22 protein-coding genes are annotated in these 24,561 nt (G+C 58.4%); 16 read left to right on the top strand and 6 right to left on the bottom strand.

The window, feature by feature from the left end; all coding sequences use genetic code 11:
• The first annotated feature begins 60 nt into the window (after positions 1 to 60).
• The 5 genes from rnc to acpS all read left to right on the top strand — a co-directional run bounded on the left by rnc (position 61) and on the right by acpS (position 3,570).
• Positions 61 to 741 carry a ribonuclease III gene (rnc, locus tag TAN611_RS17690; protein WP_004929158.1) on the top strand — a complete coding sequence of 227 codons (681 nt, stop codon included), beginning with the start codon at positions 61 to 63 and terminating at the stop codon, positions 739 to 741.
• A complete protein-coding gene (era, locus tag TAN611_RS17685; RefSeq protein WP_015673452.1) occupies positions 738 to 1,646 on the top strand; it encodes a GTPase Era in 909 nt (302 codons plus the stop codon). Before rnc ends, era begins: the two co-directional genes overlap by 4 nt.
• Positions 1,647 to 1,652: 6 nt before the next feature.
• Positions 1,653 to 2,384, top strand: coding sequence for a DNA repair protein RecO (gene recO, locus TAN611_RS17680; RefSeq protein ID WP_105232220.1), 732 nt, complete (start codon positions 1,653 to 1,655; stop codon positions 2,382 to 2,384).
• A gap of 74 nt (positions 2,385 to 2,458) precedes the next feature.
• A complete protein-coding gene (gene pdxJ, locus TAN611_RS17675; RefSeq protein WP_105232219.1) occupies positions 2,459 to 3,190 on the top strand; it encodes a pyridoxine 5'-phosphate synthase in 732 nt (243 codons plus the stop codon).
• Positions 3,190 to 3,570 carry a holo-ACP synthase gene (gene acpS / locus TAN611_RS17670; RefSeq protein WP_015673449.1) on the top strand — a complete coding sequence of 127 codons (381 nt, stop codon included), beginning with the start codon at positions 3,190 to 3,192 and terminating at the stop codon, positions 3,568 to 3,570. Before pdxJ ends, acpS begins: the two co-directional genes overlap by 1 nt.
• A 37-nt stretch (positions 3,571 to 3,607) precedes the next feature.
• On the opposite strand, the gene TAN611_RS17665 is transcribed toward acpS, so the two are convergent.
• Both TAN611_RS17665 and TAN611_RS17660 read right to left on the bottom strand, forming a co-directional pair.
• A complete protein-coding gene (locus tag TAN611_RS17665) occupies positions 3,608 to 3,868 on the bottom strand; it encodes a YfhL family 4Fe-4S dicluster ferredoxin (RefSeq protein ID WP_054306838.1) in 261 nt (86 codons plus the stop codon).
• Positions 3,869 to 3,886: 18 nt separating this feature from the next.
• Positions 3,887 to 4,126 carry a hypothetical protein gene (locus tag TAN611_RS17660; protein ID WP_203066808.1) on the bottom strand — a complete coding sequence of 80 codons (240 nt, stop codon included), beginning with the start codon at positions 4,124 to 4,126 and terminating at the stop codon, positions 3,887 to 3,889.
• 66 nt (positions 4,127 to 4,192) lie between these two features.
• Here TAN611_RS17660 and TAN611_RS17655 point away from each other — a divergent pair, with 66 nt between their 5' ends.
• Entirely contained in the window at positions 4,193 to 4,771 is a 579-nt protein-coding gene (locus TAN611_RS17655) for an acyltransferase (RefSeq protein WP_203066807.1), read from the top strand.
• 155 nt (positions 4,772 to 4,926) lie between these two features.
• Here the strand turns inward: TAN611_RS17655 and TAN611_RS17650 are convergent, their stop codons facing one another.
• Complete coding sequence (locus tag TAN611_RS17650; RefSeq protein WP_203066806.1) at positions 4,927 to 5,775, bottom strand: MurR/RpiR family transcriptional regulator; 849 nt, start codon at positions 5,773 to 5,775, stop codon at positions 4,927 to 4,929.
• 173 nt (positions 5,776 to 5,948) lie between these two features.
• Between TAN611_RS17650 and murQ the strand changes: the two genes are divergently transcribed.
• From murQ to yfhb, 3 genes are read left to right on the top strand one after another with little or no spacing between them, the layout of a single operon-like run.
• On the top strand, positions 5,949 to 6,842 hold the full coding sequence (gene murQ, locus TAN611_RS17645; RefSeq protein ID WP_105232216.1) for an N-acetylmuramic acid 6-phosphate etherase: 894 nt from the start codon (positions 5,949 to 5,951) through the stop codon (positions 6,840 to 6,842).
• Positions 6,843 to 6,861: 19 nt separating this feature from the next.
• Positions 6,862 to 8,229: a PTS transporter subunit EIIC gene (locus TAN611_RS17640; protein ID WP_111736609.1), complete on the top strand. Its 1,368-nt coding sequence runs from the start codon at positions 6,862 to 6,864 to the stop codon at positions 8,227 to 8,229.
• A 3-nt stretch (positions 8,230 to 8,232) separates the two neighbouring features.
• Positions 8,233 to 8,889 (top strand): phosphatidylglycerophosphatase C, encoded by a 657-nt coding sequence (gene yfhb / locus TAN611_RS17635; RefSeq protein ID WP_105232214.1) that lies wholly within the window; start codon positions 8,233 to 8,235, stop codon positions 8,887 to 8,889.
• Between the two features lie 75 nt (positions 8,890 to 8,964).
• On the opposite strand, the gene yiaY is transcribed toward yfhb, so the two are convergent.
• Positions 8,965 to 10,116, bottom strand: a complete 1,152-nt coding sequence (yiaY, locus tag TAN611_RS17630; RefSeq protein WP_203066805.1) for an L-threonine dehydrogenase — start codon at positions 10,114 to 10,116, stop codon at positions 8,965 to 8,967.
• Positions 10,117 to 10,356: 240 nt separating this feature from the next.
• Between yiaY and tadA the strand changes: the two genes are divergently transcribed.
• Positions 10,357 to 10,863 (top strand): tRNA adenosine(34) deaminase TadA, encoded by a 507-nt coding sequence (gene tadA / locus TAN611_RS17625; RefSeq protein WP_105232212.1) that lies wholly within the window; start codon positions 10,357 to 10,359, stop codon positions 10,861 to 10,863.
• Here the strand turns inward: tadA and mltF are convergent.
• Positions 10,860 to 12,323, bottom strand: a complete 1,464-nt coding sequence (gene mltF, locus TAN611_RS17620) for a membrane-bound lytic murein transglycosylase MltF (protein ID WP_105232211.1) — start codon at positions 12,321 to 12,323, stop codon at positions 10,860 to 10,862. The genes tadA and mltF overlap by 4 nt on opposite strands.
• 279 nt (positions 12,324 to 12,602) lie before the next feature.
• Between mltF and purL the strand changes: the two genes are divergently transcribed.
• The 6 genes from purL (at position 12,603) to glnB (ending at position 23,037) form a co-directional block, all read left to right on the top strand.
• A complete protein-coding gene (gene purL / locus TAN611_RS17615; protein ID WP_203066804.1) occupies positions 12,603 to 16,493 on the top strand; it encodes a phosphoribosylformylglycinamidine synthase in 3,891 nt (1,296 codons plus the stop codon).
• An 825-nt stretch (positions 16,494 to 17,318) separates the two neighbouring features.
• Entirely contained in the window at positions 17,319 to 18,755 is a 1,437-nt protein-coding gene (locus tag TAN611_RS17610; protein ID WP_105232208.1) for a HAMP domain-containing sensor histidine kinase, read from the top strand.
• Positions 18,756 to 18,758: 3 nt separating this feature from the next.
• Positions 18,759 to 19,622, top strand: coding sequence for a two-component system QseEF-associated lipoprotein QseG (qseG, locus tag TAN611_RS17605; protein ID WP_105232207.1), 864 nt, complete (start codon positions 18,759 to 18,761; stop codon positions 19,620 to 19,622).
• On the top strand, positions 19,619 to 20,956 hold the full coding sequence (gene glrR, locus TAN611_RS17600; protein ID WP_105232206.1) for a two-component system response regulator GlrR: 1,338 nt from the start codon (positions 19,619 to 19,621) through the stop codon (positions 20,954 to 20,956). The genes qseG and glrR overlap by 4 nt, the downstream gene beginning before the upstream one ends.
• Before the next feature lie 106 nt (positions 20,957 to 21,062).
• Complete coding sequence (locus TAN611_RS17595) at positions 21,063 to 22,685, top strand: NAD+ synthase (protein ID WP_160030266.1); 1,623 nt, start codon at positions 21,063 to 21,065, stop codon at positions 22,683 to 22,685.
• A gap of 13 nt (positions 22,686 to 22,698) precedes the next feature.
• Entirely contained in the window at positions 22,699 to 23,037 is a 339-nt protein-coding gene (glnB, locus tag TAN611_RS17590; RefSeq protein ID WP_004847623.1) for a nitrogen regulatory protein P-II, read from the top strand.
• Positions 23,038 to 23,077: 40 nt separating this feature from the next.
• Here the strand turns inward: glnB and hmpA are convergent, their stop codons facing one another.
• Positions 23,078 to 24,268, bottom strand: coding sequence for an NO-inducible flavohemoprotein (hmpA, locus tag TAN611_RS17585; protein ID WP_187044248.1), 1,191 nt, complete (start codon positions 24,266 to 24,268; stop codon positions 23,078 to 23,080).
• Between the last annotated feature and the right edge of the window lie 293 nt (positions 24,269 to 24,561).

Here is a 24,561-nt window from a genome sequence, read left to right as displayed (position 1 = left end):
AAGCAGGTCTGTTCCGTATGCTGTAAAGTTTTTGACGCATTCTTGATCTATTGGTAACTCATGAATCCCATCGTAATTAACAGGCTGCAGCGCAAGCTGGGCTACACTTTTCAACAGCAAGAACTTTTGCTGCAGGCGCTGACTCACCGCAGCGCCAGCAGCAAACATAATGAACGTCTTGAGTTCCTGGGCGACTCTATTTTGAGTTTTGTCATCGCCAATGCGCTCTACCACCGCTTTCCTCGCGTAGACGAGGGCGATATGAGCCGTATGCGCGCCACGCTGGTGCGCGGCAATACGCTGGCGGAGATGGCTCGTGAGTTTGACCTGGGCGAATGTTTACGCCTTGGCCCTGGCGAGCTGAAAAGCGGCGGTTTCCGTCGCGAGTCGATTTTGGCGGATACGGTGGAAGCCTTGATTGGCGGCGTCTTCCTGGACAGCGATATTCAGACCGTCGAACGTTTGATTCTTGACTGGTATCGTAGCCGGTTGGATGAAATCAGCCCGGGCGACAAGCAGAAAGACCCAAAAACCCGTTTGCAGGAGTTTCTGCAGGGGCGTCATCTGCCGTTGCCTTCTTATCTGGTGGTGCAGGTTCGCGGTGAAGCGCACGACCAGGAGTTTACCATCCACTGTCAGGTGAGTGGTTTGAGCGAACCGGTGGTAGGCACCGGCTCAAGCCGCCGTAAAGCCGAGCAGGCGGCAGCGGAACAAGCGCTGAAAAAGCTGGAGCTTGAATGAGCGAAGAAACACAATACTGCGGATTTATCGCGATCGTTGGGCGTCCCAACGTGGGCAAATCCACGTTGCTGAACCAACTGCTGGGGCAAAAAGTCTCCATTACCTCGCGTAAGCCGCAGACCACGCGTCACCGCATTATGGGTATCGACACTGAAGGGCCTTATCAGGCGATCTACGTGGATACCCCGGGGCTGCACATCGAAGAAAAGCGCGCCATCAACCGCCTGATGAACCGTGCGGCCAGCAGCTCGATCGGCGATGTGGAGCTGGTGATCTTCGTGGTCGAAGGCACCAACTGGACCGACGACGATGAGATGGTGCTGAACAAACTGCGCAGCCTGAAGTGCCCGGTACTGCTGGCGATCAACAAGGTCGACAACGTAACCGACAAATCCAAACTGCTGCCGCATATCGCTTTCCTCAGCCAGCAGATGAACTTCCTCGACGTGGTGCCAATCTCCGCCGAGAAAGGGATGAATGTCGACACCATCGCCGGCATTGTGCGCAAGCTGCTGCCGGAAGCGGAACACCACTTCCCGGAAGATTACATCACCGATCGTTCGCAGCGTTTTATGGCGTCGGAAATTATCCGCGAAAAACTGATGCGTTTCCTGGGTGAAGAGCTGCCTTATTCGGTGACCGTTGAGATTGAACAGTTCGTCGCCAACGACCGCGGCGGCTATGACGTGCATGGTCTGATCCTGGTTGAGCGCGAAGGCCAGAAGAAAATGGTTATCGGCAACAAGGGCGCGAAGATTAAAACCATCGGTATTGAAGCCCGTCAGGACATGGAACAGATGTTTGAAGCCAAAGTGCATCTGGAACTGTGGGTGAAAGTTAAATCCGGCTGGGCGGACGACGAACGTGCGCTGCGCAGCCTGGGCTATGTCGACGATCTGAAGTAACCGCCGATGGACGGCTGGGAGCGCGCTTTCGTCCTGCATGGGCGACCGTACAGTGAAACCAGCCTGATGCTGGATCTGTTTACCGAAGGCCACGGGCGGGTGCGTTTACTGGCCAAAGGCGCGCGTAGCCGCCGCTCCAATCTGAAGGGCTGCCTGCAGCCCTTTACCCCTCTGTTAGTCCGCTGGGGCGGGCGTGGCGAAGTAAAAACGCTGCGCAACGCCGAAGCAGTCTCCCTCGGTTTACCTCTCAGCGGCATGATGCTGTACAGCGGCCTGTACGTTAACGAATTGCTGTCGCGCGTGCTGGAGCAGGAAGCCAACTATTCGGTACTGTTCTTTGACTACCTGCAGTGTCTGCAGGCGCTGGCGGCGGCAGACGGCTCGCCGGAACATGCGCTGCGGCAGTTTGAACTGGCGCTGTTGCATCATCTGGGTTACGGCGTGGATTTTCTGCACTGCGCCGGCAGCGGCGAGGCGGTTGATGACGGCATGACCTACCGCTATCGTGAGGAAAAAGGCTTTATTGCCAGCCTGGTAGTGGATCATTACAGCTTTACCGGCCGCGAACTGCGCGCGCTGGCCGAGCGTCAGTTCCCGGATGCCGATACCCTGCGCGCCGCCAAACGTTTTACCCGTATCGCATTGAAACCCTATCTTGGCGGCAAGCCGCTGAAAAGCCGCGAGCTGTTTCGTCAGTTCGTCCGTAAGCAACCGCATACGCCGGTTGATGACGCCTGACGCCCTTTCTGCTTTTGCCGCTTTCCGCCTGCGTGTAAACTGCGGGAACGAAAATTTCAATCTAAGAGGTTGTCATGGCTGATTTACTGCTCGGCGTTAATATCGATCATATCGCCACCTTGCGTAACGCGCGCGGAACCCAATATCCCGATCCGGTACAGGCGGCATTTACCGCTGAACAGGCCGGTGCAGACGGCATTACGGTTCATCTGCGTGAGGACCGCCGCCACATCACCGATCGCGACGTGCGTATTTTGCGCCAGACCATCCAGACGCGGATGAATCTGGAAATGGCCGTGACCGACGAGATGCTGGACATCGCCTGTGAACTGCAGCCGCACTTCTGCTGCCTGGTGCCGGAAAAGCGTGAGGAAGTGACCACCGAGGGCGGGCTGGACGTCGCCGGCCAGTTGGACAAAATGACGCTGGCGGTTGAGCGTCTGACGCAGGCGGGCATTCAGGTTTCGCTTTTTATCGACCCGGATCATCGCCAGATTGATGCGGCGGTGGCGGTGGGCGCGCCGTACATTGAGATTCACACCGGCGCCTATGCCGAAGCGCAGGGCGAGCTGGCGGTAGAGGCCGAACTGCTGCGCATTGCGCAGGCGGCGCGCTATGCGGCGGAAAAGGGCCTGAAGGTCAATGCCGGCCACGGTCTGACCTACCATAACGTGCAGCCGATTGCCGCACTGCCGGAAATGCATGAGCTGAATATCGGCCACGCCATTATCGGGCAGGCGGTGATGAGCGGCCTGGCAGACGCGGTTGCCGAGATGAAGCTGCTGATGCGGGAAGCGCGTCGCTAATGGCGGTACTTGGGCTTGGCACCGATATCGTTGAAATTGCACGTATTGAAGCGGTGGTTGAACGCAGCGGCGATCGGCTGGCACGGCGCGTGCTGAACGCGGCCGAATGGGCGCTCTATCAGCAGCATCAGCAACCGGTGCGTTTTCTGGCCAAGCGTTTTGCCGTCAAAGAGGCGGCGGCAAAGGCGTTCGGCACCGGTATTCGCAACGGCCTGGCGTTTAATCAGTTCGAAGTGTTTAACGACGGATTAGGCAAGCCGAATATTCGCCTGCATGAACGGGCGGCGGAGCTGGCGCAGGAAATGGGTGTGACGAACATCCACGTTTCACTGGCCGATGAGCGCCGTTATGCCTGCGCGACGGTGATAATCGAAAGCTGATGACGATACGGACGCCGCCGGGCGCGGCGTCCGTGAATTACAGCCTGTCGGCGTGATGCAGCACCACAAATTTATCCCACAGCTGTTCCTGGCTTTCCGTATGCTGCGGGTCGACCACAATGGTGTTATCAATCGGGCATACCTGCTGACAGGTCGGTGTATCATAATGACCGACGCATTCGGTGCAGCGTTCGGTATCAATCTGGTAAATGTCCGCGCCCATTGAGATAGCCTGATTCGGGCACTCGGGTTCACACATATCGCAGTTGATGCATTTTTTGGTAATCAGCAGAGCCATATTAGTAACAATTCCATCTTACATGCCGGGGTGTGCGCAGAAGCAGTTTCTGCCGCCGCGCACTTTACCACAAAACCGAATTATGACTGGTTGTTTTTTGTCCGTTTCAACTGCTTTCATCGACGAGATCAAGCTTATCTTCTGCTGGCGCGGCATAGTGCCTGTTTTTGCCTGCACGGATGGTGTGCCGGGCATTGATATGGCGGTATTTTGAGCGGTACTGTATCCAGGATGGCTTTTAGAGGGGGTTTTATGCATGATAAGACTTTCATGTTCCATGTACGGCGACATACTATCAGTGATTGACATAAATGGAGTTTATTTGTGAAAAATGAATGCTTTAATCCCGGTTATTATCATGAAGACGATCTCAGAGAGTGTGGGTTTAAGTCAGTAGGAACGAATGTTTTAGTTGCAAAAAATTGCACCATTATCGGTATTGAGAATATCTCTCTGGGAGATAATGTCAGAATTGACGGGTTTTCGACAATTATTGCGGCAGGCGATGGTTTTCTTGATATAGGTTCTTATGTTCATATCGGCGGCTATGCTGCAATTTTCGCGGGCGCGGGCGTTATTATGCGCGACTTTTCCGGTATATCACAGTCGGTGAAGCTTTATTCAAAAAGTGATGACTATAGCGGCAGGTTTATGACAAATCCTACCGTTCCCGCCGCACTTACGGGCGTCGTTTCTGGAACGATTGTACTTGAACGGCATGTGATTGTGGGGTCTCAATCCATTGTCATGCCGGGGATAACGCTGGCTGAAGGAACGTCGGTTGGCGCCAACTCATTGGTAATGAAAAATACAGAAGAGTGGGCGATGTATTTTGGTTCTCCGGCCAAGAGGATTAAAAGCAGGAAAAGGAATCCATTGGAATTAGAGAAATCATTACGCTAAACACACGGCGGCTTTGTGACGCCTCGGCCTCCCGGCTTGCGTTCTATTTTTCCCATGTCGGGAGATACGCGATAGGGCGATCTATCTGGACGTGATAATGACGAGCGCCGGATTTTTACGCCAGATAGATGACGTTATTAATAACTAGAGTTTATTTAAACCAATTTCCTCATCAACTGTTCGCTATGTTTAATACGTACTCGCGCATGATCCAAATCATGTTGGATTAACGCCATAAACAACAGGTCGGTAAGGGCATATTGGGCAGTGCTGGAGGAAATGGCGGCGCTGCGGGTGCTAGGTTCTTCGGCAATGGTATACAGGCAGTGGTCCGCACGCTGCTGCAGGCTGTTGGGGGAAAAGCAGGTGAGCGCCAGAACTTGTGCGCCGGCCGCTTTGGCTTCGTCGGCGGCCAGATTGATTTCGCGCCGCTCGCCGCTGAAGGAGAGGGCAACCAGCAAGTCTTGCGGGTCCAGCGCCTGCACCGCAGCCAGTTGCGCATGCATATCGGCTTCGGCCACCGCCATCACGCCGATTTTCAGCAGTTTGTAGGAAAAGTCTTTGGCGACCAGACCTGAGGCGCCAATCCCCATAAGAAACACTCGCCGCGCGCCGCGCAGCATGGTTAAGGCCTGGTACAGGCGTTCTTCACTGTTAATATCCAGCGTGGCGCGCAACGCCGCCTGTTTCTCCAGTAAGAGCTTCTCACCGACGATTTTGAGCGTATCGCTGCTGAGAATCCGGTTATGCACGGTCACCACCGGCTCCGACTGCGGCTGTGCCAGCGTTTCGCTCAGCGCCAGTTTCAGCGCCGGGAAACCTTTATAACCCATCTTCTGCGCAAACTTGACCACGCTGGACTGGCTGACGCCGGCCACCTGGGCCAGTTTTTGTGAACTCAGATGGCGAGCCTCTTCGGCGTTGTGCAGCAGGTAATCCGCCAGTTTTCGATCGTTCTGCGCCAGGGCGGGATACATTTGACGAATGCGAAGAAGGGTACTCATGCCGTTATTCCTAATAGTGCCAGTGGGAAGATGTTGCCATAACGGCGCGTTGGCGCGCAGTAAAAATTTTTGTGAGCGCGCCAGTATAAACTAGCAAATAGTGCTCGCTTTGTTGAATTAAATATTCAAATATTACCTTGTATTTTTGAATTAAAAATTCCAGAGGTTACCCAATGAATTTAGGCGCACTCGTATCCGAAACCCGCAATCCAGAGACGATGACGTTGGATGAAATGTCGACGCTGGAGATGGTGACCTGCTTTAACCATGAAGACCGTAAAGTGCCGCAGGCGATTGCGGCGGTACTACCGGAGATCGCTCAGGCGGTCGATTTGGCAGCGGCGGCGCTGCAGACAGGCGGCCGCCTGATTTATCTGGGGGCGGGCACCAGCGGTCGCCTTGGCGTGCTGGACGCGTCCGAATGTCCGCCAACCTTCGGCGTGCCGCACGGTGTGGTCGTGGGTCTGATCGCCGGCGGCCCCGGCGCGCTGTTAAAAGCGGTAGAGGGCGCTGAGGATGACGCAGCGCTGGGGGAGCGTGACCTGCAGGATCTGACGTTAACACCGACTGACATGGTGGTTGGGCTGGCGGCTTCCGGCCGTACGCCTTATGTGATCGGCGCATTGCGCTATGCGCGTCAGTTAGGTTGCCCGACGGCGGCGATCTCCTGTAATCCCGACTCGCCGATCGCTGCGGAAGCACTGGTGGCAATTTCCCCGCTGGTCGGTCCGGAAGCGTTGACCGGTTCGACCCGTATGAAGTCCGGCACTGCGCAAAAACTGGTGCTGAACATGATCTCAACCGGCGCGATGGTCAAACTGGGCAAGGTGTACCAAAACCTGATGGTGGACGTGAAGGCGACCAACGTAAAGCTGGTGGATCGTGCCTGCCGCATTGTCGTTGAGGCGACCGGCGCCGAACGCAGCCAGGCGGAAACTGCGCTGGCGCAGACTGATTTTGAGGTGAAGCCGGCGATTCTGATGCTGTTGGCCGGAATCAGCGCTGAAGAGGCGCAGCGGCGTTTACTGGCGCATCACGGCTACCTGCGTGCGGCGTTGGCGGATTAATGGCTCATTGAGGTGATCAATGGATAAGACGGCGGCACTGGCCCGGCAGATTTTGGCGGGCGTCGGCGGCGAGGGGAACATCCTCAAGCTGGAAAACTGTATGACGCGGGTGCGTGTCGAGGTCAGCGATGAACTACGGCTTGAGCTGTCCCTGTTACAGCGGCTGGAAGGCATCAAGGGGTACATCAAGCAGGGCGGGCAGCACCAGTTTATCGTTGGGCCGGGCGCCGCCGCCAAGGTGGTGGATGAGATGCGCGCCTTGCTGAGTGAGCCTGCTGCCTCTCTCGATGCCGATGATAACATTGCTGAAAATAAAGCCGCCGCCAAAGCCAAATACGCCGCGCCGATGAGCGGGGTGCTGAAAAAACTGGCTAATATTTTTATTCCGTTGATACCGGCGTTTATCGCCTCCGGCCTGATTACCGGCATCATTAATCTTTTGAAACGGCCGGATATCGCCGGCGATATCGCCCTGAGCTACCCGAATATTCTTGGCCTGCTGGCGATCTTCGGCAGCGCGGTGTTCGCCATTATGAATATTTTGGTCGGCGTTAACGCGGCGCGGGTGTTCGGCGGTTCGCAGGCGATGGGCGGGGTAATGGCCGGCATTCTTTCCAGTCCGCAGCTGGCGCAAATAACCCTGTTTGGCGAAGCGCTGCAGCCGGGGCGCGGCGGTGTGATCGCTGTGCTGCTTGTGGTGGCGCTGATGTGCTGGCTGGAAAAGCGCCTGCGCAGGCTGCTGCCGGAATCGGTGGAGCTGATTTTAAATCCGCTGCTGACTACGTTGATTACCGCTTCGCTGGCGATTGCGATCCTGCAGCCGTTAGGCGGTTATATTTCCGATGCGATTACCCACGGTGCCAACCTGGCGCTGGACAAGGGCGGGCTGCTGGTTGGCGCACTACTGTCCGGCCTGTTTCTGCCGCTGGTGTTGTCCGGGCTGCATCAAGGGTTGGTGCCGATCCACGTTGAACTGGTGCAGGCGCATGGTGCCAATCCGCTGCTGCCGATTTTGGCGATGGCGGGCGTAGGGCAGGTTGGTGCAACCCTCGCCGTACTGTTGAAAACTCGTAACGCGCGGCTGAAAAAAGTGATTAAGGGCGCGCTGCCGGTTGGTATTCTGGGCATTGGCGAGCCGCTGATTTTTGGCGTGACGCTGCCGCTGGGCAAACCATTTATTGGCGCCTGCCTCGGCGGTGCGGTCGGCGGTGCGCTGATCAGCTACTGGAAGGTGGCGACGGTGATTACCTTCGGCCTCTCCGGGCTGCCTTTGGCGTTGACTATCGTCTCGGGCAAGGTGATGTTGTATCTGGCCGGGATGCTGATTACGATTGTAGCAGGGTTCATTTTCACCTGGGTCATGGGGTTCAACGATCCTGAGGAGTAGCGTTTGAGTGACCAGTCACGCCAGAAGGCCGAAGAGTCGCGCCGCATCGTGTTCTTCGATCTGGATGGCACTTTGCATCAGGAAGATATGTTTGGCAGCTTCTTGCGCTTTTTATTGCGGCATCAGCCGCTGAATCTTGTGTTGGTGATCCCCCTGTTGCCGTTGGTGGGCGCGGCGCTGCTGATTGCCGGACGCGCGGCGCGCTGGCCGATGAGCCTGCTGCTGTGGGCAATCACTTTTGGCCATTCGGAGGCGCGGTTGCGGGCGCTGGAAGCGCGCTTTGTAGCCTACTTCCGCGCCAAGGTGACCGCATTTCCTGTGGTGCAGATGCGGTTACGCCAGTATCTTGATGCGCATGATGCGCAGGTGTGGCTGATTACCGGTTCACCGGAAAGGCTGGTGGAGCAGGTGTATCAGGATTCGCGGTTTTTACCGCGGGTGCGCTTGATCGGCAGCAGGATGACGCGCCGCTATGGCGGCTGGGTGCTGGTGATGCGTTGCCTGGGGGAACAAAAAGTAACGCAGTTGGAGCAGCGCATCGGCGCGCCGTTAAAATTGTACAGCGGCTACAGCGACAGCAAACAGGACAATCCGCTGCTGTTCTTCTGCGAACACCGCTGGCGGGTAAGTAAAGAAGGCGAGCTGCAGCAGTTGGAATAACAAAAAAGGGCAGGATGTGAATCCTGCCCTTTTTGCCGTTTATTACCAGACGCAGCGGATGTTGCCCGGTGCGGTTTACATGGCCGCTTTAAAGATGGCGACAATCTGCTCGTGGTTGGCCTGGATCGGGTTGGTGAAGCCGCAGGCGTCTTTCAGCGCGTTAGCCGCCAGCGTATCGAAGTCTTCTTCTTTCACCTGCAGATCGCGCAGCCCGGCCGGGATGCCGACATCCTGCGCCAGCTTGCGGATGGCTGCGATACAGGCCGCAGCGCCCTGACTGTCGTTCAGGTTGCTCACTTTCAGCCCCATCGCAACGGCGACGTCTTTCAGGCGGCCTGCCGCTACGGAGGCGTTGAACTCCTGTACGTGAGGCAGCAGCACCGCGTTGCAGACGCCGTGCGGCAGGTTATAGAAGCCGCCCAACTGGTGGGCCATGGCATGCACGTAGCCCAGAGAGGCGTTGTTGAACGCCATGCCGGCCAGGAACTGGGCGTAAGCCATATCTTCACGCGCCTGCATGTTCTTGCCGTCGTTCACCGCATCGCGCAGCGACGCCATAATCATGGTTACCGCCTTCAGTGCACAGGCGTCGGTGATCGGGTTGGCGGCGCTGGAGACGTAGGCCTCGATGGCGTGCGTCAGCGCGTCCATCCCGGTGGCCGCCGTCAGCCCTTTCGGCATGCCGGTCATCAGGTGCGGATCGTTAACGGACAGGATTGGCGTGACGTGTTTATCGACAATAGCCATTTTGATATGGCGGACTTCGTCGGTAATGATACAGAAACGGGTCATTTCTGACGCGGTGCCGGCGGTGGTGTTAATCGCCACCATCGGCAGCTGCGGTTTGGCGGAGCGGTCAACGCCCTCATAATCCTTGATATCGCCGCCGTTGGTGGCGACCAGCGCGATGCCTTTGGCGCAGTCGTGCGGAGAGCCGCCGCCAAGAGAGATGACGCAGTCGCACTGATGTTCGCGCAGCAGCGCCAGCCCCTGTTCAACGTTGCTGGTGGTTGGGTTAGGGTGAGTGCCGTCGTACACGCAGCTCTGGATATCCTGTGCGGTGAGCAGTTGTTGCACCTGGGCGACCACGCCGATGTCGTTCAGTACCCGGTCGGTGACGATCAACGCATGGCGCAGGCCTTGCTCTTGCATGGTTTTCGCCGCCTCTTCCAGGCAGCCGGAGCCGATCATATTAACGGAAGGAATATAGAATGTTGCAGCAGCCATTGTGCGCTCCTTGAAATCATTGATTTTATGGCTGCTACGTTACTCCGTTCGGGGGAGGTGAGACATGATCTACCACAATGATTTGGCGAATATTCAGCGTATTAGGGGCGTACACCGGGGAAAGGCCGCCATTCTGCACCCGCTGTTCGGGAGCGAGCGTGCTTTTGCCGGTGACAAAAGAGGAGCGGGAATCGGCTACTGTGTATAATGCCGGCCGCAAAGCGCACGAGGAACGAGATAATGACCGAATATAATGACGATTACTGGATGCGCCAGGCGCTGAAACTGGCCCTGCGTGCGCAGGAAGAAGGCGAGGTGCCGGTGGGGGCGCTGCTGGTGCTGGACAATCAGGTTATCGGCGAGGGCTGGAACCGGCCGATTGGCCGCCATGACCCGACCGCCCATGCGGAAATTATGGCGTTACGGCAGGGCGGCGCGGTGCTGCAGAACTACCGGCTGCTGAATGCGACGTTATACGTGACGCTGGAACCCTGCGTGATGTGTGCGGGCGCGATGGTGCACAGCCGCATACGGCGTCTGGTGTATGGCGCCTCAGACGAAAAGACCGGTGCGGCAGGCTCGCTGGTGGATATTCTGCGACATCCGGGCATGAATCATCAGGTGGAGATTACCGCTGGCGTACTGGCGGATGAGTGCGCCGCGACGCTGAGCAACTTTTTCCGCCTGCGCCGCGAACAGAAAAAGGCGCTGAAGCTGGCGCAGCGCGCGGCCGGCGCTGCGGATTAATCGAGGTTGAGCGCCAGTTTGGCCGGCACCGCCGGGTAGCTCTGCATCATGGCGGTCTGCTCCTGCCGTTCCCGCGCGGCTTTTTTCTCTTTTTCCTGCAGGTATCCCACCAGGCTGACCTGATAACGGCGGATGTTTTCTACGTAGTTATAGGCTTCCCGGCCGCGCGCATAGCCGTAGGTCAGCTGCGGGTAGTAGCGCTTTTGGCTGAGCATTGGCAGGCGCTGTTTCACATCGACCCAGCTGTCTGGATTGCCGCTTTGCATTTTGGTCAGTTTGCGCGCGTCGAGCATATGCCCCCAGCCGATGTTATAGGCCGCCAGCGCAAACCAGATCCTTTCATCTTCCGGCACCGTTTCCGGTATTTTTGCCATCAGGCGCTGCAGATAGAGTGCGCCGCCCTGAATACTCTCTTCCGGGTCGAGGCGGTCGTTCACGCCGAGTCCGTCGGCGGTAGCGCGGGTCAGCATCATCAGGCCGCGCACGCCGGTTGGTGAGGTCGCCAGCGGATTCCAGTGCGACTCCTGGTAGGCGATCGCCGCCAGCAGGCGCCAGTCAAACGCCGTGGCATATTTCTGGAACAGCGGCTGGTAGGTCGGCAGCACCGAATCGATCGCCGACAGGAAAGATTTGGTGTCCACGTAGTCGAAGCTGCCGACATGGCCGAGATATTTCTCTTCCAGCCGCGCCAGCGTGCCGTCTTCCACCATTTGGCTGAAGAAGTCCAGCATGGCGGCATACAGGCTGTCATCGCCGCTGCGTTTCAGGTACCAGGTGACCGGCTCCTCGTCGGCGACGTCGAAGGCGACGGCCAGTTGCGGGTGGATGCGCTGCAGCAGCGCGATGCTGACTGAATCGCCGATGGTGTAGTCCAGTTTGCCGGCGGCCACCTGCTCCAGCAGCTCGCGCGATGTCCGGTCGCTGGATGACTCCCACTGCAGGTCAGGATATTTATCGTGTTTCAGCTGTTTCAGCGTGCTGACGTGGGCAGAGCCGGAGGCCACCGCCAGTTTGCCTTTAATGTCGGCAAAGGTTTTCGGCCGCGCATTGCCCAGCCGGTACACCAGCTGTTGGGAGACGGAGTAGTAGGCCGGGCCGGTACGGGCGCGGCTGAGGCGCTCCTGATTGTAGATCAGGCCGGCGGCCAGAATATCAGCATCATTATCGTCCAGATCGTCAAACAGATCGTTGATGTTTTGATGCGGCAAAACGACCAGTTTCACGCCCAGATAATTGGCGAAGCGTTTCGCCAATTCATAGTCCAGGCCGCTCGGGCCTTTGGGGGTAGTGAAATAGGTTAACGGCGAGTTGAGCGTACTGATGCGCAGCTCTCCCCGGGATATGATCTCTTCGAGTTGCCCGCCCTGACCGCTGCGCCAGGGGATGTTCGGCCAGAGCGCAAGAGCCAGAAGCACGGTGATAACGCCGATGAGAATGTAGTTTAGTTTTTGGTGTTTCAAATAGTTATCTCGCGGCGACGCCTGTCTGCATCGGGCCGGAAAGCATTTATTAGTATGGGGATATCGACAGTATTTGCGGGCATTTTGCGTAACAAAACGCCAGTGTGCAACTTTATTGACACAATATGACAATCAGACGGCAGAATTAGGAATTATCAATAATCACCACGCAAACGGTTTCGTCTGCGGCGCGGATTCTCTATAATGGCGCGCGTTTTCCCCTGTTGCGCCCAATGAAGCGCTGAAATCAGCTGCTTCGAAGACGAGAGAACTTTGATTATGGAAATACTGCGTGGTTCGCCCGCTTTGTCGGCTTTTCGTATTACCAAACTGCTGTCCCGCTGCCAGGACGCACAACTTCCGGTCAGTGATATCTATGCCGAGTACGTCCACTTTGCCGATGTTAGCGCACCGCTAAGTGCCGAAGAACACGCCAAACTTCAGCGCTTGCTTAAGTATGGTCCCTCTCTCGCCGAACATGCCCCTGCAGGCCGCCTGCTGCTGGTGACGCCGCGTCCGGGCACGATTTCCCCCTGGTCTTCCAAAGCGACCGATATCGCCCATAACTGCGGTTTAACGCAGGTGGTGCGTCTGGAGCGCGGCCTGGCGTTTTATATCAGCGCGCCGGCGCTGGACGATGCGCAGTGGCGGCGGCTGGCCGCGCTGCTGCATGACCGCATGATGGAAACGGTATTTGACGATCTGCAACAGGCACAACAGCTGTTTGCTCATCATCAGCCGGCCCGTTACCAGACGGTGGACGTGCTGGGCGAAGGGCGCGGCGCGCTGGAGCAGGCCAACCTCAAGCTTGGCCTGGCGTTGGCGCAGGATGAAATTGACTACCTGCTGAATGCCTTTACCGGTTTGGGGCGCAACCCGACGGATATCGAACTGTATATGTTCGCGCAGGCCAACTCTGAGCACTGTCGTCATAAAATTTTCAACGCTGACTGGGTGATTGACGGCGAACAGCAACCGAAGTCGCTGTTCAAAATGATCAAAAATACCTTTGAGCAGACGCCGGATCACGTGCTGTCGGCCTATAAAGACAACGCCGCGGTGATGGAAGGCTCTCAGGTCGGCCGCTTTTTCGCCGCGCCGGGCAGCGACCAGTATGATTACCATCAGGAAGATGCGCATATCCTGATGAAGGTGGAAACCCACAACCACCCGACCGCTATTTCGCCATGGCCGGGCGCCGCGACCGGCTCCGGCGGCGAGATCCGCGACGAGGGCGCCACCGGGCGCGGGGCGAAGCCGAAGGCCGGCCTGGTCGGCTTCTCGGTGTCCAACCTGCGCATCCCGGGCTTTGAACAGCCGTGGGAGCAGGACTTCGGCAAGCCGGAGCGCATTGTTACCGCGTTGGACATCATGACCGAAGGCCCGCTGGGCGGCGCGGCGTTTAACAACGAATTCGGCCGTCCGGCGCTGCTGGGCTACTTCCGTACTTATGAAGAGCAGGTCAACAGCCACAACGGCGTCGAACTGCGCGGCTATCACAAGCCGATTATGCTGGCCGGCGGCATCGGCAACATCCGCGCCGACCACGTACAAAAAGGTGAAATCACCATCGGCGCCAAGCTGGTGGTGCTGGGCGGCCCGGCGATGAATATCGGCCTGGGCGGCGGCGCGGCGTCTTCCATGGCCTCCGGCCAGTCTGACGCTGACCTGGATTTTGCCTCGGTACAGCGCGATAACCCGGAAATGGAGCGTCGCTGTCAGGAAGTGATCGACCGCTGCTGGCAGCTCGGTGCGGAAAACCCGATTCTGTTTATTCACGACGTCGGCGCGGGCGGCCTGTCCAACGCCATGCCGGAGCTGGTCAGCGACGGCGGCCGCGGCGGGCGTTTCGAACTGCGCGACATCCTGAACGATGAGCCGGGCATGAGCCCGCTGGAAGTGTGGTGTAACGAATCGCAGGAGCGTTACGTGCTGGCGGTGGCGCCGGAACAGCTGGCGCAGTTTGACGAAATCTGCCGCCGCGAGCGCGCGCCGTACGCGGTGATCGGTGAGGCGACCGAAGAGCAGCATCTGACGCTTAACGATACACATTTCGACAACCAGCCAATCGATATGCCGCTGGACGTCCTGCTGGGCAAAACGCCGAAAATGACGCGCGACGTCACCCGGCTGCAGGCGCAGGGCGAGCCGATGGCGCGCGAAGCGATTACGCTGGCGGACGCGGTGAAGCGCGTGCTGCACCTGCCGACCGTGGCGGAAAAAACGTTCCTGATCACCATCGGCGACCGTACCGTTACCGGTATGGTGGCGCGCGACCAGATGGTGGGGCCGTGGCAGATTCCGGTGGCCGACTGCGCGGTGACCACCGCCAGCCTCGACAGCTACTACGGTGAAGCAATGTCGATCGGCGAACGCGCGCCGGTGGCGTTGCTGGACTTTGCCGCTTCCGGTCGTCTGGCGGTCGGTGAAGCGCTGACCAATATGGCGGCGACGGAAATCGGTTCGCTCAAACGCGTGAAGCTGTCCGCTAACTGGATGGCCGCTGCGGGCCACCCGGGCGAAGATGCCGGCCTGTATGAAGCGGTAAAAGCGGTGGGCGAAGAGCTGTGTCCGGCGCTGGGCATCACCATCCCGGTGGGTAAAGACTCGATGTCGATGAAAACCCGCTGGCAGGAAGGTGACGAACAGCGCGAAATGACGTCACCGCTGTCGCTGGTGATCACCGCCTTTGCCCGCGTGGAAGACGTGCGCCACACCGTGACGCCGCAGCTGCGCACCGACAAGGGTGACACTGAACTGCTGCTGATCGACCTCGGCAACGGCCATAATGCGCTGGGCGCTACCGCGCTGGCGCAGGTGTATCGGCAACTGGGCGACAAGCCGGCGGATGTGCGTAATGTCGAACAGTTAGCCGGCTTCTTTAACGCCATGCAGCAGCTGGTGGCCGATCGTGCGCTGCTGGCTTACCACGACCGTTCCGACGGCGGCCTGCTGGTGACGCTGGCGGAAATGGCCTTTGCCGGCCATTGCGGCGTGGAGGCGGATATTCAGACGCTGGGCGCGGATACGCTGGCGGCGCTGTTCAACGAAGAACTGGGTGCGGTGATTCAGGTCAGCGCCGATCGGGTCGAGGCGGTACTGCAGGCGTTTGCCCAACACGGTCTGGTGGACAATGTGCACCGCATCGGCCGCGTGCAGCAGGACGATCGCTTTGTGATCAAGAGTGGCGAGCAGCCGGTATACAGCGAAAGCCGCAGCACCCTGCGCACCTGGTGGGCGGAAACCACCTGGCAGATGCAGCGCCTGCGCGATAATCCGAGCTGTGCCGATCAGGAACACCAGGCCAAGCAGAATGACAGCGATCCGGGGCTGAACGTCAAGCTGACCTTTGCGCCGGATGACGACATCGCTGCGCCTTATATCGCCAGCGGCGCGCGTCCGAAGGTGGCGGTGCTGCGTGAGCAGGGCGTCAACTCGCACGTGGAGATGGCAGCAGCGTTCCACCGCGCCGGTTTTGACGCGGTGGACGTGCATATGAGCGACCTGCTGTCCGGGCGCCGCGACCTGCAGGACTTCCACACGCTGGTGGCCTGCGGCGGCTTCTCGTACGGCGACGTGCTGGGCGCCGGTGAAGGCTGGGCGAAGTCTATCCTGTTTAACGAGCGGGTGCGTGATGAATTCACCTCATTCTTCCATCGTCCGCAGACGCTGGCACTGGGCGTATGTAACGGCTGTCAGATGCTGTCCAACCTGCGCGACCTGATCCCGGGCGCCGAGCACTGGCCGCGTTTTGTACGCAACCTGTCGGACCGTTTTGAAGCGCGCTTTAGCCTGGTGGAAGTGGCGGCCAGCCCGTCGCTGTTTATGCAGGATATGGCCGGCTCGCGGATGCCGATCGCGGTTTCACACGGCGAAGGTCACGTAGAGGTGCGTGACGCGGCCCATCTGGCGGCGCTGGAGAGCCATAACCTGGTGGCGTTGCGCTTTGTGGACAACGCCGGTCAGGTGACGGAGGACTATCCGGCCAACCCGAACGGCTCACCAAACGGCATCACTGCGGTGACCAGCGCCAGCGGGCGCGCGACGGTGATGATGCCGCACCCTGAGCGCGTATTCCGCACCGTCAGCAACTCTTGGCATCCGGAAGAGTGGGGCGAAGACAGCCCGTGGATGCGGATGTTCCGCAACGCCCGCCGGCAGTTAGGCTAAATCGCGGTTTGAGGCCGGGCCATCTTCGGCTCGGCCAACGAGATAATAAGGGAACGGTGACGTTCCCTTTTTTAATGCATTGTATTTAAATGTTTTTATATAAAATGTCGGTATTTTGCGACAAGGGTTATTTAGGGTGTCGTCAAAAGGTGACATTTAACGTATTGATTTATAAGAGTGATAATAAAATTCACTTAAGGTGTCGGGTTTTGGCGACGGCATGGCGAAGAAATCAGCGCCGGCAGCATGACCATAAGCGGACTGAAAATAGACAATTAAATTTTAACCAAATAAAATCAATACATTATGCTTTGTGTCTTAAAGTTGGCACGCTGTGTGCATTTAATGACTGCAGTTGCTCATTCAACTTTTTATGACGGCGCCGTCTTGTGACGGACATCTTGCCTCATAAGCCTCCGAATGATGCCAAAGAAATGGTGCCTATCGTCCAACTAAACCGATAATTGCCGCTTACGCGACTTTATCAAGCATCGGGCGACACGTGGAGTGAGGCACCGCCTGTATCCAACTGTGATGAGCTTTTTCATCAATCCCGGATACATTAGGATGCTATTCGTCCTGTTCGATGCCAGCATTTTGCTACATCACCCAGGGGACGAGGCCAACGGGCATCCACATCTTCCTTGCGCTGGGGCGCGATGCCCCAACGTCAATTTCCTTGTTCCCGCTGCGATTTTCCCTTTTTCCTGTGCTATTGCCGTCCTGGATGCCATACCCGGTGAAACTTCACTGTCCGATCCCGCCGTTCAGGCTTTTCTCTTGCTGAAGACTCGGTTAGCATCAGGGCAGACAAGGGACAATGAGATGATTTCGTTGAAAAGATGGCGTTTATTCCCCCGCTCGCTGCGCCAACTGGTGCTGATGGCGTTTCTGTTGGTGCTGCTGCCGTTGCTGGTGCTGGCCTATCAGGCCTACCAGAGCCTCGATCATCTCAGCGCGCAGGCGGCTAATATCAACCGGACGACGCTGGTGGACGCGCGCCGCAGTGAGGCGATGACCAGCGTGGCGCTGGAGATGGAACGCAGCTACCGGCAATATTGCGTGCTGGTCGATCCCACGCTGGCGCGGCTGTATCAGAACCAGCGTAAGCAATATTCGCAAATGCTCGACGCGCATGCCCCAATCCTGCCCGATGAACGCTATTATCAAACATTGCGTCAGCTGCTAACGCAGCTGGCGACCATCCAGTGCCAGAGCAGCGGTCCGGATAAAGACGCCTCAACCCTGCTTGAATCCTTCTCCAATTCCAATGCGGAAATGGTGCAGGCGACGCGGGCGGTGGTATTTTCCCGCGGCCAGCAGCTGCAGCAGGCAATTGCCGAGCGGGGCCAGTACTTCGGCTGGCAGGCGCTGCTGCTGTTTTTGGTCAGCGTGCTGCTGGTGGTGCTGTTTACCCGGATGATTATCGGGCCGGTCAAGGCGATCGAACGGATGATTAACCGGCTGGGCGAGGGGCGGGCGCTCGGTTCCGCCGCGACGTTTAAAGGGCCGCGTGAGCTGCGCTCTTTGGCGCAGCGCATTATCTGGCTGAGCGAACGGCTGGCCTGGCTGGAATCTCAGCGTCACGAGTTCCTGCGCCATATTTCCCATGAGCTGAAAACGCCGCTTGCCAGCATGCGCGAAGGCACCGAGCTGCTGGCGGATGAGGTGGCCGGTCCGCTGACCGCCGACCAGAAAGAGGTGGTGACGATTCTCGACCAGAGCAGCCGCCATCTGCAGCAGCTGATTGAGCAACTGCTGGACTATAACCGCAAGCTGGCCGACGGCCCGTCGGAGCATGAGGCGGTCGCGCTGACGGAGATGGTTGAGCAGGTGGTGGCCGCGCACAGCCTGCCGGCAAGGGCCAAGCTGATTCGCACCGATATCGCGCTGGAAGCGAAAAACTGTTGGGCAGAGCCTACGCTATTAATGCGCGTGCTGGATAATCTCTATTCCAATGCGGTGCACTATGGCAAGGAATCCGGTAACATTTGGATTCGCAGCCGTCAGGCAGGGCAGCGGGTGCAGATTGACGTCGCCAACACCGGCACGCCAATCCCCGAAGCCGAACGAGCCATGATTTTCGAGCCTTTTTTCCAGGGTAGTCACCAGCGAAAAGGGGCGGTAAAAGGAAGCGGACTGGGGCTGAGTATCGCTCATGACTGCATCCGCCGCATGCGCGGGGAGCTGCAGTTGGTTGACGTCGACGATGCCGATGTCTGTTTCCGTATTGAATTGCCACTAACCGCCGAGAACGAATAAATAATGTACACATGGTCTAAACGCGCTCGTCTACCGAAGACCGAACCTTCAACGCGCGCGCAGCAACGTGCTTTGCTCGGCAAACGTCCGCTCTCTTTATTGGGGACGCTGTTTTTTGTCCCGCTGTTGCTGGCAGGCTGCGCCGATCGCGCCGTCAGCGGCGGTTTGGGACAGCAGCCCCAAGAGGCTATTCCTGACGCCAAAGTGGTGGATTACCACATCGCGCCTTGCGACACCCTGTGGCAGTTGGACGGTAAAGAAGCGCTGGAGAATTCCCTGTACTGGCTGCGCGCCATGGACTGTGCCGAACGTATCGGATCCACGCAGGCGCGCGCGCAGGCGAGAGCGTTGCCGGCCGCCAGCTGGGACGGCGTTTTCAAGCAAAGCATTCTGCTCGGCAGCGCCGAGCCAACCCAGGCGGAGCGGCGTCAGATGCTCGATCGGCTTAACGGCTATCGCCTGGATTTCCCCAGCTCTCTGCGTCCATTGCTGCAGCTGTGGCGTCAGCAGCAGCAGCAGCAGGTAGCGTTGGCCGAAGAGCGACTGCGTTACCAGCGTCTGCAGGAAAACAGCGACAACCAGGTCGATGCTCTGCGCCAAAGTCAGGCGCGGTTGCAAAATCAGCTGCAGGAAACCTCGCGTAAACTGGAGAACCTGACGGACATTGAGCGGCGTCTCTCCTCGCGCAAACAGCTGCAGGGCGAGCTGCCGGACAATAACGCGCCGCAGGGCAAGGCCGGTAACGGCGCCTCGGTGCGCAAGACGGCTGAGCCGGAAAGCATACCGGAAAAAGGCACCGCCATTCCCGTCGAGCCTGAAGATACTTACGCGCCACCTGAGGCCAACAAGGAGTCCGACGCGCAATGACAGCACGTAAAGCGGCCAATTTACTTCTGGTTGATGACGATCCCAGCCTGCTGAAGCTGCTGGGCATGCGCCTGACCAGCGAAGGTTTTCACGTTACGACCGCCGAAAGCGGACAGGAAGCGCTGCGCCTGCTGGCGCGCGAGCAGATCGATCTGGTGATCAGCGATCTGCGCATGGATGAGATGGACGGCATGGCGCTGTTTGCGGAAATCCAAAAGCGTCAGCCCGGCATGCCGGTGATTATTCTGACCGCGCACGGCTCCATTCCGGACGCCGTGGCGGCGACCCAGCAGGGGGTATTCAGCTTCCTGACCAAACCGGTCGATCGCGATGCGTTATACAAGGCGATTGACGAAGCGCTGTCGCTGTCGGCGCCGGCGGGCGATGATAGCTGGCGTGAGGATATCGTCACCCGCAGCCCGGCGATGCTGCGTCTGCTGGAGCAGGCGAACATGGTGGCGCAGTCGGACGTCAGCGTACTGATTAACGGCCAAAGCGGCACCGGTAAAGAGGTGCTGGCGCAGGCGATCCACCGCGCCAGCCCGCGCGCCAAGAAAGCCTTTATCGCCATTAACTGCGGCGCGCTGCCGGAACAGCTGCTGGAGTCTGAGCTGTTCGGCCATGCCAAAGGCGCCTTTACCGGCGCGGTCAGCAACCGCGAGGGGTTGTTCCAGGCGGCGGCGGGCGGCACGCTGTTCCTCGATGAAATCGGCGATATGCCGCTGTCGCTGCAGGTTAAACTGCTGCGCGTGCTGCAGGAGCGCAAGGTGCGTCCGCTGGGCAGCAACCGCGATCTGGATATCGACGTGCGCATTATCTCGGCGACCCACCGTGACCTGCCGAAGGCGATGGCGAAAAACGAATTCCGTGAGGATTTGTACTACCGCCTGAACGTGGTGAACCTGAAGATCCCGGCGCTGAACGAGCGCGCCGAGGATATTCCGCTGCTGGCCAATCACCTGCTGCGTGAATCGGCCAAGCGGCATAAACCCTTTGTGCGCAGTTTCTCCACCGATGCGATGAAGCGTCTGATGACCGCCAGCTGGCCGGGCAACGTGCGTCAGCTGGTGAACGTGATCGAACAGTGCGTGGCGCTGACCTCGGCGCCGGTGATCGGCGAGGCGCTGGTTGAGCAGGCGCTGGAGGGCGAAAACACCGCGCTGCCGACCTTTGCCGAGGCGCGCAACCAGTTTGAGCTGCATTACCTGCGCAAACTGCTGCAGATTACCAAGGGCAATGTGACACAGGCGGCGCGTATGGCGGGCCGTAACCGTACCGAATTTTATAAGTTGCTGTCGCGCCACGAACTGGACGCCAACGACTTTAAAGAATGATATTTTCAACCCACTAAGCGGGTGTGGATATCCCCCAGCCGATGCGTAAACGGCGCGGTGAAGGGTATACACTCCATGTTTGTGATGCATGGCAGAGCATAAAGTTATGAGCAGATCACTTTCCATTGCGTTGGCCCAGCTGAATTTGCTGGTGGGCGACATTGAAGGCAACAGCGAACGCATGTTGCAAATCGTGCAGGAGCAGCAGAAGGCGGGAGCCGATCTGGTCATGTTCACCGAACTGGCGCTGTCCGGCTATCCGCCGGAAGACCTCCTGTACCGCGATGATTTTTACCAGCGCTGCGACGTGCAGCTGGGCCGCCTGCAGCAGGCGTCCGGCGAGGTGGCGATTCTGGTTGGTCACCCGTGGCGTGAAGAGGGCAAACTGTATAATGCCCTGTCGCTGTTTGCCGAAGGTAAACTGCAGGCGCGCTACTTCAAGCAGCAACTGCCCAACTACGGCGTGTTTGATGAAAAACGCTACTTCCATGAAGGGGATGCCAGCTGCGTCGTCGAGCTGAAAGGCTACCGTCTGGGGCTGCTGATTTGTGAGGATCTGTGGTTCCCGCAGCCGATCGATACGCTGAAAGCGGCCGGCGCTGAGATCGTGCTGTCGATCAACGCGTCGCCGTATAACCGCGAGAAGCCGTATATCCGCAAGACGCTGATGGCCGGCCACTGTCGCCGCACCGATCTGCCGCTGGTGTACCTGAACCAAATCGGCGGCCAGGACGAGCTGATTTTCGACGGCTGCTCGAAGGTGTTCGATGCCGCCGGCAATATGACGCACCGCCTGGCGGCCTTTGCCGAACAGGTCACGCTGCTGCGCTTCAACGAGCTGGAGGTTGAGCCGATGACCGCGCCGGCCGCCGAGCTGCCGCAGCTGGCGCAGATTTACGAGGCGCTGGTGCTGGCGGTGCGCGACTATGTGAATAAGAATGGCTTCCAGGGCGCGGTGCTTGGCCTGTCCGGCGGTATCGACTCGGCGCTGACGCTGGCGATCGCCGTCGATGCGCTCGGCAAAGAAAAAGTGCAGGCGCTGATGATGCCGTTCCGCTATACCGCCGATATCAGCATCGCCGATGCAAAAGAAGAGGCGGAGATTCTGGGGGTGGAATTTGACGTGGTCTCCATCGAGCCGATGTTCGACGCCTTTATGGGGCAGCTGGCGCCGATGTTTGCCGGCACCGAGCGAGACACCACCGAAGAGAACCTGCAGGCGCGCTGCCGCGGCGTGGTGCTGATGGCGCTGTCCAACAAGCGCCGCAGCATCGTGCTCACCACCGGCAACAAGAGCGAGATGGCGGTGGGTTACGCGACGCTGTACGGCGATATGGCCGGCGGTTTCGACGTGCTGAAGGACGTGCCGAAAACGCTGGTGTTCAAACTGTCGGAGTACCGTAACACCGTCTCCTACGTCATCCCGCAGCGGGTGATTGACCGTCCGCCGTCGGCGGAGCTGGCGCCGGATCAGGTCGACCAGGACAGCCTGCCGCCGTATGACATTCTGGATGCTATTCTGGAAGGCTATGTCGAACACGACAAGTCGGTGGCCGATCTGGTGGCGGCCGGCTTTGACGAGGCGGTGGTGCGCAAGGTGATCCGTCTGGTGGATATTAATGAGTATAAACGGCGTCAGGCCGCCGTCGGGCCGCGTATTACCGCCCGTAACTTCGGCAAGGACCGCCGCTATCCGATCACATCCGGCTTTGGCCGCAAAAATTGGTAATTAAGGAATACAAATGAAGAAGATTGACGCGATTATCAAGCCGTTCAAACTGGATGACGTGCGTGAAGCGCTGGCGGAAGTCGGCATCACCGGGATGACGGTCACCGAGGTCAAAGGCTTTGGCCGCCAGAAAGGGCATACCGAACTGTACCGCGGCGCGGAGTATATGGTCGACTTTCTGCCGAAGGTGAAGATTGAGATTGTGGTGGCCGATGATATCGTCGACACCTGCGTGGAAACCATTATGCAGACCGCGCAGACCGGCAAGATTGGTGACGGTAAGATCTTCGTTTTCGACGTGGCGCGCGTGGTGCGTATCCGCACCGGCGAGCAGGACGAAGAGGCGATTTAAGCGATGCGCCGGGCAGGGTAGCCCTGCCCGGCGGCGAACCTTACAGCACCTTATGCGGGCCGAAGCATTCGTAATGCATGCGTTCGGCGTCGACGCCCATCTCCAGCAGCTGTTTGGCGACAAACTGCATAAAGCCGACCGGGCCGCAGAAGTAGTAGTGCATCTGCGGATTCACCAGCGTCGCGCGCAGCGCGCCAAGATCCATCAGACCCTGTGACTGATAGTCACGTCCAGCCACATCATCCTTGCCCGGTTCGCGGTACCAGACGTGACGGCTGAGGTTCGGCATTTCTGCGGCGATAGCCGCCACTTCATCGGCAAAAGCATGCACCTGGCCGTTTTCCGCCGCGTGCAGCCAGTGCACCTCGGCCTGATGCCGTTTGGCGTGCAGCGTATTGAGCATGCCCAGCATCGGCGTCTGACCAACGCCGGCGGAGATCAGCGCCACCGGCGTGGTCGGCGCCACGTCGAGGAAGAAGTCGCCGTGCGGCGGCGCGATATCGATGACATCGCCTTCCTGTGCTTTCTGATGCAGATAGTTGGATACCAGCCCGCGATCCTCGCGTTTGACCGCAATGCGGTAGTATTCGCCGTTAGGGGCGGCGGTCAGGGAATATTGGCGGATTTCCTGATGTTCCAGGCCATCGTCCTTGATATATACCGCCAGATACTGCCCCGGTTTAAAGTCAACCACCTTACCGCCGTCCACCGGCGCCAGAATAAAGCTGCTGATAATGTCGCTCTGCGGCTGTTTCTTCACAATGCGGAACGCGCGGCGATCGCGCCAGCCGCCGTCGCCGGTGGCGCTTTCCTGATAAATCTGCCCCTCGCGCTGGATAAACACGTCGGCCAGTACGCCGTAGGCTTTGCCCCAGGCATCCAGCACTTCCTGGCCCGGGCTGAACATTTCGTCCAGCGTCGCCAGTAGGTGGGTGCCGACGATCTGATACTGCTCCGGCTGGATATTGAAGCTGGTATGTTTTTGCGCGATGCGTTCCACTGCCGGCAACAGCGCCGCCAGGTTTTCCAGATTACCGGCGTAGGCGCAGATGGCGTCGAACAGCGCCTGCCGCTGGTCGCCGTTACGCTGGTTGCTCATGTTGAAAATATCTTTCAGCTCTGGATTGTGGGTAAACATGCGGTCGTAGAAATGGGCAGTCAGTTTGGGGCCGGTCGCCGCCAGCAGAGGAATGGTTGATTGGACGGTGGCGATGGTTTGTTGATCCAGCATGGTCATACTCCTGTATATGTCCGGCCTGCTTCAGGTATCAGGCGGGTCATCAGTTTATCCCCACGGTTTCCCATGTTTTTTGATGGATTGTGGGGCAGCCTTATGGTGAAGTTTTAATGTTGCATTTTAAATGCATCTTATAAGCTTCTTAACAGGTTGTAAATACCCGCTTTTTTGTTGCGTATTTGTTAACTGACGATCCGCCTCACAGAACATGAAAAAAACGCATCGGGCCGATGAGAAAATATCCGTTGAAATACGGGAAGCTTAAATGGATTAAAGCCTTGCGCAGC

Source organism: Serratia sp. Tan611 (assembly GCF_905188235.1).
Lineage (GTDB): Bacteria > Pseudomonadota > Gammaproteobacteria > Enterobacterales > Enterobacteriaceae > Serratia_B > Serratia_B rhizosphaerae.
Note: the sequence above shows the minus strand (reverse complement) of the source record. Positions and strands in the feature narration are given on the sequence as shown.

Excerpts from the sequence above, each read along its gene's own strand:
- rnc (WP_004929158.1), top strand. The coding sequence starts at position 61 with ATGAATCCCATCGTAATTAACAGGCTGCAGCGCAAGCTGGGCTACACT.
- era (WP_015673452.1), top strand. The coding sequence starts at position 738 with ATGAGCGAAGAAACACAATACTGCGGATTTATCGCGATCGTTGGGCGT.
- recO (WP_105232220.1), top strand. The coding sequence starts at position 1,653 with ATGGACGGCTGGGAGCGCGCTTTCGTCCTGCATGGGCGACCGTACAGT.
- pdxJ (WP_105232219.1), top strand. The coding sequence starts at position 2,459 with ATGGCTGATTTACTGCTCGGCGTTAATATCGATCATATCGCCACCTTG.
- acpS (WP_015673449.1), top strand. The coding sequence starts at position 3,190 with ATGGCGGTACTTGGGCTTGGCACCGATATCGTTGAAATTGCACGTATT.
- TAN611_RS17665 (WP_054306838.1), bottom strand. The coding sequence starts at position 3,868 with ATGGCTCTGCTGATTACCAAAAAATGCATCAACTGCGATATGTGTGAA.
- TAN611_RS17660 (WP_203066808.1), bottom strand. The coding sequence starts at position 4,126 with ATGCATAAAACCCCCTCTAAAAGCCATCCTGGATACAGTACCGCTCAA.
- TAN611_RS17650 (WP_203066806.1), bottom strand. The coding sequence starts at position 5,775 with ATGAGTACCCTTCTTCGCATTCGTCAAATGTATCCCGCCCTGGCGCAG.
- murQ (WP_105232216.1), top strand. The coding sequence starts at position 5,949 with ATGAATTTAGGCGCACTCGTATCCGAAACCCGCAATCCAGAGACGATG.
- TAN611_RS17640 (WP_111736609.1), top strand. The coding sequence starts at position 6,862 with ATGGATAAGACGGCGGCACTGGCCCGGCAGATTTTGGCGGGCGTCGGC.
- yiaY (WP_203066805.1), bottom strand. The coding sequence starts at position 10,116 with ATGGCTGCTGCAACATTCTATATTCCTTCCGTTAATATGATCGGCTCC.
- tadA (WP_105232212.1), top strand. The coding sequence starts at position 10,357 with ATGACCGAATATAATGACGATTACTGGATGCGCCAGGCGCTGAAACTG.
- purL (WP_203066804.1), top strand. The coding sequence starts at position 12,603 with ATGGAAATACTGCGTGGTTCGCCCGCTTTGTCGGCTTTTCGTATTACC.
- TAN611_RS17610 (WP_105232208.1), top strand. The coding sequence starts at position 17,319 with ATGATTTCGTTGAAAAGATGGCGTTTATTCCCCCGCTCGCTGCGCCAA.
- qseG (WP_105232207.1), top strand. The coding sequence starts at position 18,759 with ATGTACACATGGTCTAAACGCGCTCGTCTACCGAAGACCGAACCTTCA.
- glrR (WP_105232206.1), top strand. The coding sequence starts at position 19,619 with ATGACAGCACGTAAAGCGGCCAATTTACTTCTGGTTGATGACGATCCC.
- TAN611_RS17595 (WP_160030266.1), top strand. The coding sequence starts at position 21,063 with ATGAGCAGATCACTTTCCATTGCGTTGGCCCAGCTGAATTTGCTGGTG.
- glnB (WP_004847623.1), top strand. The coding sequence starts at position 22,699 with ATGAAGAAGATTGACGCGATTATCAAGCCGTTCAAACTGGATGACGTG.
- hmpA (WP_187044248.1), bottom strand. The coding sequence starts at position 24,268 with ATGCTGGATCAACAAACCATCGCCACCGTCCAATCAACCATTCCTCTG.